At 63.4% G+C, this 8067-nt stretch carries 6 protein-coding genes and 1 tRNA gene; 3 read left to right on the forward strand and 4 right to left on the reverse strand.

Going from position 1 to position 8067, the window contains the following annotated elements; all coding sequences use genetic code 11:
- Window positions 1–211: 211 nt before the first annotated feature.
- On the forward strand, window positions 212–1831 hold the full coding sequence (locus tag WS62_RS27580) for a hypothetical protein (RefSeq protein ID WP_066577668.1): 1620 nt from the start codon (window positions 212–214) through the stop codon (window positions 1829–1831).
- 396 nt (window positions 1832–2227) lie between these two features.
- Here the strand turns inward: WS62_RS27580 and WS62_RS27585 are convergent, their stop codons facing one another.
- The 4 genes from WS62_RS27585 to WS62_RS27600 form a co-directional block, all read right to left on the reverse strand.
- Entirely contained in the window at window positions 2228–3373 is a 1146-nt protein-coding gene (locus WS62_RS27585) for an integrase (protein ID WP_059577085.1), read from the reverse strand.
- Between the two features lie 97 nt (window positions 3374–3470).
- Window positions 3471–4469, reverse strand: a complete 999-nt coding sequence (locus tag WS62_RS27590; protein WP_066577671.1) for a tyrosine-type recombinase/integrase — start codon at window positions 4467–4469, stop codon at window positions 3471–3473.
- An 84-nt stretch (window positions 4470–4553) separates the two neighbouring features.
- A tRNA-Val gene (locus WS62_RS27595) sits at window positions 4554–4628 on the reverse strand.
- 159 nt (window positions 4629–4787) lie between these two features.
- On the reverse strand, window positions 4788–5690 hold the full coding sequence (locus WS62_RS27600) for a LysR family transcriptional regulator (protein WP_066577673.1): 903 nt from the start codon (window positions 5688–5690) through the stop codon (window positions 4788–4790).
- Window positions 5691–5799: 109 nt separating this feature from the next.
- Between WS62_RS27600 and WS62_RS27605 the strand changes: the two genes are divergently transcribed.
- Window positions 5800–7575 carry an acyl-CoA dehydrogenase family protein gene (locus WS62_RS27605; RefSeq protein ID WP_082721346.1) on the forward strand — a complete coding sequence of 592 codons (1776 nt, stop codon included), beginning with the start codon at window positions 5800–5802 and terminating at the stop codon, window positions 7573–7575.
- Window positions 7572–8067: hypothetical protein (locus WS62_RS38495; protein WP_442855110.1), on the forward strand; the 496-nt coding region annotated here is incomplete at its 3' end. The genes WS62_RS27605 and WS62_RS38495, both read left to right, overlap by 4 nt.

Below are 8067 nucleotides of genomic sequence, written 5' to 3' on the forward strand. Positions count from 1 at the left end.
CTGGCGGATCAGACGCCGGATGAGGCATACTTCGCGACGCTGCCTGCGATCAAATCGGCAGCATGATTGCCTCGGACGTTCCACTTAAAAATCTCAGAAAACTGTCCGAACGAGCGAAGCCACCTCTCTCACGGCGAACAACAACCCCCAGCAAGCAGACGTGGACCGCGCTTACGCTGACTTTACGAACCAGCTCATTCGACCCGCGAACATGACCACGGAGGCGTATCAGCGCGGGCTCCGCGACATCACGCTCAGCAATGCGCGTAGCGGACACTGGCAGGCGGTGCGCGCTGTTAGGGCGATGCCTGAATACCAGTCCATGCCGACTGACATGAAGGACAACCTCGAAGTACAGATTCCGCGACTGGAGCACGAGTCCTCATTGAAGAACCCGGCAGCGAGGAACCTGTTCACATCGCGAGCGGATCTCCGGTGGAGTCTGCAACATGGCACGACAGGAATGGACTCGTCTCCGGAAGGGCACGCGAAACTTGATGCCGCGATGGACTCGATGGAGGACTCGAACCGGAAGCTAAACGGCGATGCTACCGCGATGTACGACAACGAACAGCGGGCGCAGATGCACAAGATGCTCGACGCGGGGAACGCCAATATTCTGGCGCAGTACCAGAAGGCGCAGTTGAAGCAGTTGAACTACGATCAGTCGATTGAGCTTGTGATGAAGGCTGTTAACGGCTCGTCGCCAGCGGCCCTGACGGGCTTGCCGCTCCCGGATGGTGCGAAGGCGCAAGCTGTAGACACCATGTTCCAACAGGCTACCGGCACGCAGTTCGCGAATCATCCGGACGCACAGGCTAACCTGTTCGATAAGCTGAGCACGGTTGCCTATGATTCGTCGCTCCAATCCCCGATGCTCAAGCAAGTGTTGACCCAGCAAATGAACCTCATGCTGAATGGAGACGCGCCGCTTACCCCGGACATGGCGCAGGCATTGCAGTACGCGGACGCGTTGCGGCGAGGGACCGGGGGCGAAGGGGCAGTGATGGCGTACATGGGCGACTCGATGGGGCCGAAGGTGATTGCGTTGTTGAACAGCGGGTACAAGCTGGATGATCCTTTGCAACTCAAGACAGCCCGGCACCTAATCAGCCGGGGCGCAGGGGCAGTCGCTACGGCGCAGGAGGTACAGGATGCGAAGCGCGCTGTGGCGAGCGCTTCGCCGGGGTGGTTCAAACGCATGATTCCGCTGTGGGGCGGGGATGGTGAGCTAACACCATACAACCTGACGGACGGCAACAAGCGGCAGCTTGCCGCACATATCGCGCCACTCATCGCGCAGTACAAGAAAGCATACGCATACGACGACGACACAGCGGCACGTACCGCGCTGTTGCAAGTGGTGGCGAATGCGGACCTTGTGCCCGGCGCAGTTGTCTTGAACAACCGAGCCTTCGGCGCGCGCCCGTTCTACGAGATGGTGAATCGGGAGTTCCCCGGCGCAGTGGGGCGGCAGGGGCAGGAGAACTATCAGGCGGCGTTGAAGTGGGCGATCGAGACGCAGGCGGGGCCGCTGGAGCCGGAGATTACCGGGGATGCTACTGATGTAGGCATGGCGCTGACGCCGTTCAGTTCACGCAGTAAAGCGGCCGCGATGGAGTACCCGTATTGGCAAGTAACGTCCGGCGAGAACCTTGGTAACGGCTTCATGTCCTTGTTCCTGACGAATCGACAAGGGCATCAGCAAATGATTAACATCGACGCGAAGGTGGTCGCCCAACGTATGCGGGATACCTTTGGCAACAAGCCGGAACACGTCGACCCGGACATTGGGCTTTCGAGCAAGAACGCTTGGGGCTGGGCTTACTAAGCGTGCAGCAGCGCGGTAGCAGGCAGGTGGCACCCGTGAGGGTGTCGCTTGTCGCACCGGTCACTCGTTTCTGTATCTGTTGGCGCGGGCGTCAGCCGAGCGAGGCGAAGCCGACGCGAGCCGCGCTTGCTATCCGTCGGTACGCTGGATACCCTATCGGACCCGACTTTACGCTGCGCGGCAGTGGGAACCCGATTCGAAACTGGAGAATGAGTGGTGCTCGTAAGGAGTACGTGGCGACGGAAGCGCCCGAGATTCGGATTGACAACCGCCTCGGCGATTAGGTGGGCGGCGCTATGTCGCAATCGGGTTGGCGATGGCTCGGCTTCGCGCAACGGCAAACTGACCTCTAGCGCTATTCAACACAAGGCAGCTGGACTTCCTCGGCTGAGCTGCTCAAGGTTGGTGCGGGCGATCCGGTAGCAGTCTATCCGCGCTTGCCACAAGCCGCCGTAGCTCGTGCGTTAATTGCTCGATGGTCAGCGGCGTTACAGCTGGATCGGCTGGGCCGTCCAGCCGCCGTGCTACGTCGTCAAGTTGCAGGTGAGTGTACCGTTCGAGCATCGCCCATGTTTTATGACCGGTAATGCGGGCTACTTCCGGCACGGTCAGCCCGCGCTCGAAGAATCGCGAGGTCGCCTCATGACGCAGATCGTGGAAGCGGAAGTTGTCGAGGCATGCGCGCCGTGTGGCGCGGATGAAGGCGCGCTTCACTGCCTCCGCCGTTACGCCCGCAAACACTGCGCCGGCACCGTTCCCGCGTCTGTTGAGAGTTGCAAGTATCTCGATGGCACGCGAAGACAGGGGCACGCCGCGAGCTGTTCTGTTCTTCGTCATGGGCAGATAGGCGCAGCGTCCGGACAAGCGGATGCGCTGCCAATCGAGGCTGACAAGCTCGGATTGCCGCATTGCTGTTTCGAGGGCAAGTTCAACTACCGGGCGCAGGTACGGAGCGCGGGCATCATCACACGCGGAGAGTAGTGCGGCTTGTTCCCCCAGCTTCAAGCGTCGATCCCGTGGCGGTGCCTCTGCGGGACGACGTACTGCGCGGAACGGATTCTCTGTCAGCGGTGCAGACCATTCCTCAATACCGATTTTGACGACGTGCGCGAGCAACGTCATATCCCGCCTGACTGTCGATCCGCTGACCGTCAGCAGGCGAGTGTCGCGCCATTCTGCTACGCGTGGGCGGTCGAGGTTGAGGATCGGGCAGTCCGCTATCGCATGCTTGAGAAGGCCGTTCATGCGGATTGCTTCTTGGTCGGCGGCGCGCTTGCCGGGCGTAACGGTCGTGAGGTAGCGTCGCATCAGATCGCCCAGCGTGCGGTACTGGACTTCACACTCAGCGGCGATTCGCTGGCGCTCGGTTTCCATCTTCGACGCGTGGATGCGGTGGTGGATGAATGCCTCTTGCTCGGCAATCCATGTCTCGGCGTCTGTCCTGTCTTGGAACGCGCGGGAGAGCGTCGGGAAACCCTTGACGCGGATTGTTGCTTGAAGGCGTATGCCGCTGCGGCGGGAGCGTGATTGGATAGTGCCCATGCCTGTTCTCCATTTGAGGTTGTAGGCGCGGGCAGTCATGCTGACTTTGCTCGGGACGACCACTATGCCGCCCGAGTGTTGCTGTTTCGTGGCAGGGCTAACCCAGTTTCTTCGCCAAGTCCTCGGCCCGGAGGTGCGTGTACCGCTGTAGCATGCTCAGAGTTTTATGGCCCGTGATGCTGGCTACCTCCATCGGATTGAGACCTTTCTCGAATAGGCGGCTTGTCGCTTCGTGCCGGAGGTCGTGGAAGCGCAGGCCGTCAATGTTCGCCCTGCTACGGGCTCGGCGGTATGCGCACTTGATTGCATCAACCGTCAGGCCGGGGAATACTGGGCCAATTCGGTCGGCAGTGACCTGAGCAAGCGCGTCCACAGCGCGGGAGGATAGGGCTACGGTTCGCTCTTCGTCGTTCTTGGAATCGGGTAGCCAGAGGACTCGGCGGTCAAGATTGATGTTCGCCCACTCGATGCCTACGATTTCACTTCGTCGCATCCCGGTTTCGATTGCGAGGAGTACGGCGGGGTAGAGATGCTTATTGCGGGCTCGCTTGCATTCATACAGAAGCAGCGATTCTTCGCCGCCCTCGGTGCGTCGGTTGCGTGGCTTGTTGTGCTTCGGTCGTCGGATGCGGCTTACCGGATTGGCAGGCAGGTGGATCGCCCATTCGATCATCGCCGTCGAGAACACATGCGACAGCAGATTTAGCTCCCGGTTGACCGTGCTTCCGCTGACCGACTGTCGGCGCTCGTCGCGCCATTCAGCCAGCACGGCGGGCGATACGTTAGCGGCTGCGTACTGGCATAGAGGCCACGCCAGCATGGACCGGATGCGCTTGACTTCCTGCTCGCCGCTTTTCTTGGTCGGGGATACGCGCTCAGCGTAGCGCTGTAGGAGGTCGCCTAGGGTAGTTGCTCGCGCAGCGGCGGTGTCCACGAACGTCCCTCGGCGCATTTCGGCTTCAATGGACTGCGCCCAGTTCTCCGCTTCTGCCTTGGTCGGGAATGATTTGGATTGGACGGGGAACCCCTTGAGCCGTACCTTTGCTTGCCAACGATGCTCGGGGGAGTGGGTGTCGCGACGAGTGATGGTCGCCATGTGAAAACGCCTCCTAGGTGTCCCCGGAGTGTCCCGAGAGCAAACTAGGAGGCGTTTAAGCACTGGCTAAGTGCTTGAATTCTTTGGTGGGCGGTACTGGGATCGAACCAGTGACCCCTGCCGTGTGAAGGCAGTGCTCTACCGCTGAGCTAACCGCCCAAAGAACTTTGAATTATGTCAGAGCTTTTTCGTTTCGTAAAGCACTTTTTAAACATAACCCACCTGGCGGGTGCGGACCGCGCATCGCCCGGCCCGGGGCGGAATTCTACAGGCAACCGGGTACTTTTATCCAGTGTTTGTTCGACACGGCGAGCGCCGTTACTTCGCCGCACCGCGCAGCCGCCGAATCTCGTCGTCCAGATACGTGCCGAACCGCTCGGCGACTGGCTCCCGCTCGTCCGCCCGCCGCAGCCGCAGCGTGTGCGATTCGAGCGCGCCGCCGTCGAGCGGCAAGTAGCGCAGCCGCTCGCTGCGCACCTGGCGCAGCACGCTCGGCACGAGCGCGACGCCCATCTCGAACTCGACCATCGTCAGCACCGTCTGCCACAAGCGCGCCTCGTGCCGGATCTCCGGACTGAAGCCGGCGCTCACGCACTGCGCGATGATGAGGTCGTGGTAGTGGGGCGCCGCGTCGCGCGGGAACAGGATGAACGGCTCGTGCGCGAGCGCCGCGAGATCGACGCGCTTGCGTCGCGCAAGCCGGTGCGCGGCAGGCAGGCAGCAGAGGAACGGCTCGGAGAAGATCGTGTCGGCGGCGATCTCGGGCGGGAACGTGCCCCAGTGTGCGTAGCCGACGTCGATATGTGCGCGCAGAATCGCCTGCACCTGCTCGTGCGTGTTCATCTCCTTCAGCACGACCTCGACGTTCGGATAGTCCGTCTCGAAGCGCCGCACCGCGGACGGCAGCCCACGGTACAGCATCGAATTGACGAAGCCGATCCGCAGCCGCCCCGCGAGCCCCGACGCCGACCGAATCGTCAGACGTTGCGCCTCCTGCGCCTGCAGCAGCAGCCGGCGCGCCTCGCCGAGCAGCACTTCGCCCGCGTTCGTCAGTGCGACCGACTTGCTCGTGCGCGCGAACAGCTGCACGCCGAGCTCGTTCTCGAACTTGCGGATGTCGAAGCTGAGCGCCGGCTGCGAGATGAAGAGCCGTTTCGCGGCTCGGCCGAAATGCAGTTCTTCCGCGACGGCGACGAAATAGCGCAATTGCTTCAGGTCCATCTCGTCTCCGTTCGCGTCGATCGATAAGCAACGCTTATCGTACTGGATAAATCCTGTATTGGACGGCTATCGACCGGAGTTCTACGCTCATCGGACCAGGAGACAAGCGATGAACATGATGAAAGAAGCCGTTGAAGCGAACGCGCCCGCGGCGGGCGCCGCCAACATCCCCGACTCGCGGGGCATCAACTTTTTCACGAGCGATCCCGATTGCGCGGCGTTGCTGCGGTTGCATCTCGGCGACGCGCGCTATCGCGCGCTCGAACCCGAATTGCGCACGCTCGGCTTGCGTGCGTCCGACGAGCTCGACCGCCTCGCGTCGCGCGCCGACAAGAATCCGCCCGTGCTCCATCCGCGCACCCGTCGCGGCGAGCCGCTCGAATCGATCGACAAGCATCCGGACTACGTCGCGCTCGAGCGCGTCGCGTATTCGGAACTCGGCCTCGCGGCGATGAGCCATCGCAGCGAGGCGCCGCCGCCGCTCGTCAAGTACGCGTTGACGTTCCTGTTCGTCCAGGCCGAGTTCGGCCTCTGCTGTCCCGTCAGCATGACCGATTCGCTGACGCGCACGCTGCGCCGCTTCGGCTCGCGCGAGCTCGTCGAGCGTTTCCTGCCGCGGCTCGCGTCGCGCGATTTCGACGTGCTGTACCAGGGCGCGATGTTCATGACCGAGCAGGCGGCGGGCTCCGACGTCGGCCGGATCGCGACGCGCGCGGTGCGCGAGACGGCCGACGACGGCGCGACGACGTGGCGTCTGTACGGCGACAAATGGTTCTGCTCGAACGCGGATGCCGATCTCGCGATGGTGTTCGCGCGGCCCGAAGGCGCGCCCGACGGCGTCAAGGGTCTCGCGTTGTTCCTGTTGCCGAAGACGCTCGCCGATGGCTCGCGCAACCGCTATCGGATCATGCGTCTGAAGGACAAGCTCGGCAGCCGCTCGATGGCGAGCGGCGAGATCACGCTCGACGGCGCCGAAGCCTATCTGATCGGCGAGATCGGGCGCGGCTTTCATCAGATGGCGGACATGATCAACATGTCGCGGCTGTCGAACGGCGTGCGCGCGGCGGGGCTGATGCGCCGCGCGACGACGGAGGCGCTGCACGTCGCGCGCCATCGCGAAGCGTTCGGCCGCAAGCTGATCGACATGCCGCTGATGCAGCGTCAGCTCGTCAAGATGCTCGTGCCGACCGAGCAGGCGAGGTCGCTTTTCATGCAGATCGCGCGGTTGCTCGCGAAGGCCGATACGGGCGATGAGCAGGCGGCCGGCTGCGTGCGCATCCTGACGCCGCTCATCAAGTTCCGCGCGTGCCGCGATGCGCGCCGCGTCGCCGGCGACGCGATGGAGGTGCGCGGCGGCACGGGCTACATCGAGGAGTGGAGCGACGCGCGTGTGTTGCGCGACGCGCATCTCGGTTCGATCTGGGAGGGCACGAGCAACATCGTCGCGCTCGACGTCGCGCGGGCGGTCAAGCGCGAAGGCGCGCTCGCGCCGCTGCGTGCGTTCCTGCTCGACCTGCTCGATGCGGCGCGGCTGCCCGGCGCGAGTGTTGAGCGTCTGCGCCGCGCGCTCGATCGCGCGAGCGATGCGATCGAGCGCGTCGCGCAAGCGGGCGACGACGCGCTCGTGCGGCAGGCGGCGTCCGCGCTCTATCACGCGACGACCGCGATCCTGCTCGCGAGCGAAGGGATGTGGCTTGCGCCCGATTATCGGCGGCTCGCGCTCGCGCATCTCGTGCTGCGCTACAAGCTGTCGCCGGTCGATCCGCTTGCACCTTCGCGTGCCGATGTCGACGCCGATGCGTTTGCGGCCCTGCTGCACGATCGGCCGGTCGCGCTCGACGACGCGCTGCGGCTGCTCGACGATGCGTCGGGAGACGTGGCATGAGCGGCGATGCGAAGCAAGGCGATGCGAAGCAATTTCGCGCGGCGCGTGGGGCGCAGACTGGTGCCGCCGCGGCTCGCGTGATCGATGGGGCGCGCACCTCTGGCGTTGCCGGTGAGACGCGGAATACGGCCAACGCATCGCATTCGGCATCCGTGTCTCGCGCGTCGCACGCGGCGTATGGGTCGATTGAGTCAGACGCCGCGAATACCTCGCATACGGCGAACACGGCGAACACGGCGAACACGGCAAACACGGCAAACACGGCAAACACGGCAAACACGGCAAACACGGCAAACACGGCAAACACGGCAAACACGGCAAACACGGCAAACACCGCAAACACCGCAAACACCGCAAACACCGCAAACACCGCAAACACCGCAAACACCGCAAACACCGCAAACACCGCAAACACCGCAAACACCGCAAACACCACACCCGCCGACACCACAGCCCACGCCGCGCACACCGCGCCCGCCGCCCCGTGCACGC

The organism is Burkholderia sp. ABCPW 14, from assembly GCF_001523835.1.
Taxonomy (GTDB): domain Bacteria; phylum Pseudomonadota; class Gammaproteobacteria; order Burkholderiales; family Burkholderiaceae; genus Burkholderia; species Burkholderia mayonis.

Excerpts from the sequence above, each read along its gene's own strand:
- WS62_RS27580 (WP_066577668.1), top strand. The coding sequence starts at position 212 with ATGACCACGGAGGCGTATCAGCGCGGGCTCCGCGACATCACGCTCAGC.
- WS62_RS27585 (WP_059577085.1), bottom strand. The coding sequence starts at position 3,373 with ATGGGCACTATCCAATCACGCTCCCGCCGCAGCGGCATACGCCTTCAA.
- WS62_RS27590 (WP_066577671.1), bottom strand. The coding sequence starts at position 4,469 with ATGGCGACCATCACTCGTCGCGACACCCACTCCCCCGAGCATCGTTGG.
- WS62_RS27600 (WP_066577673.1), bottom strand. The coding sequence starts at position 5,690 with ATGGACCTGAAGCAATTGCGCTATTTCGTCGCCGTCGCGGAAGAACTG.
- WS62_RS27605 (WP_082721346.1), top strand. The coding sequence starts at position 5,800 with ATGAACATGATGAAAGAAGCCGTTGAAGCGAACGCGCCCGCGGCGGGC.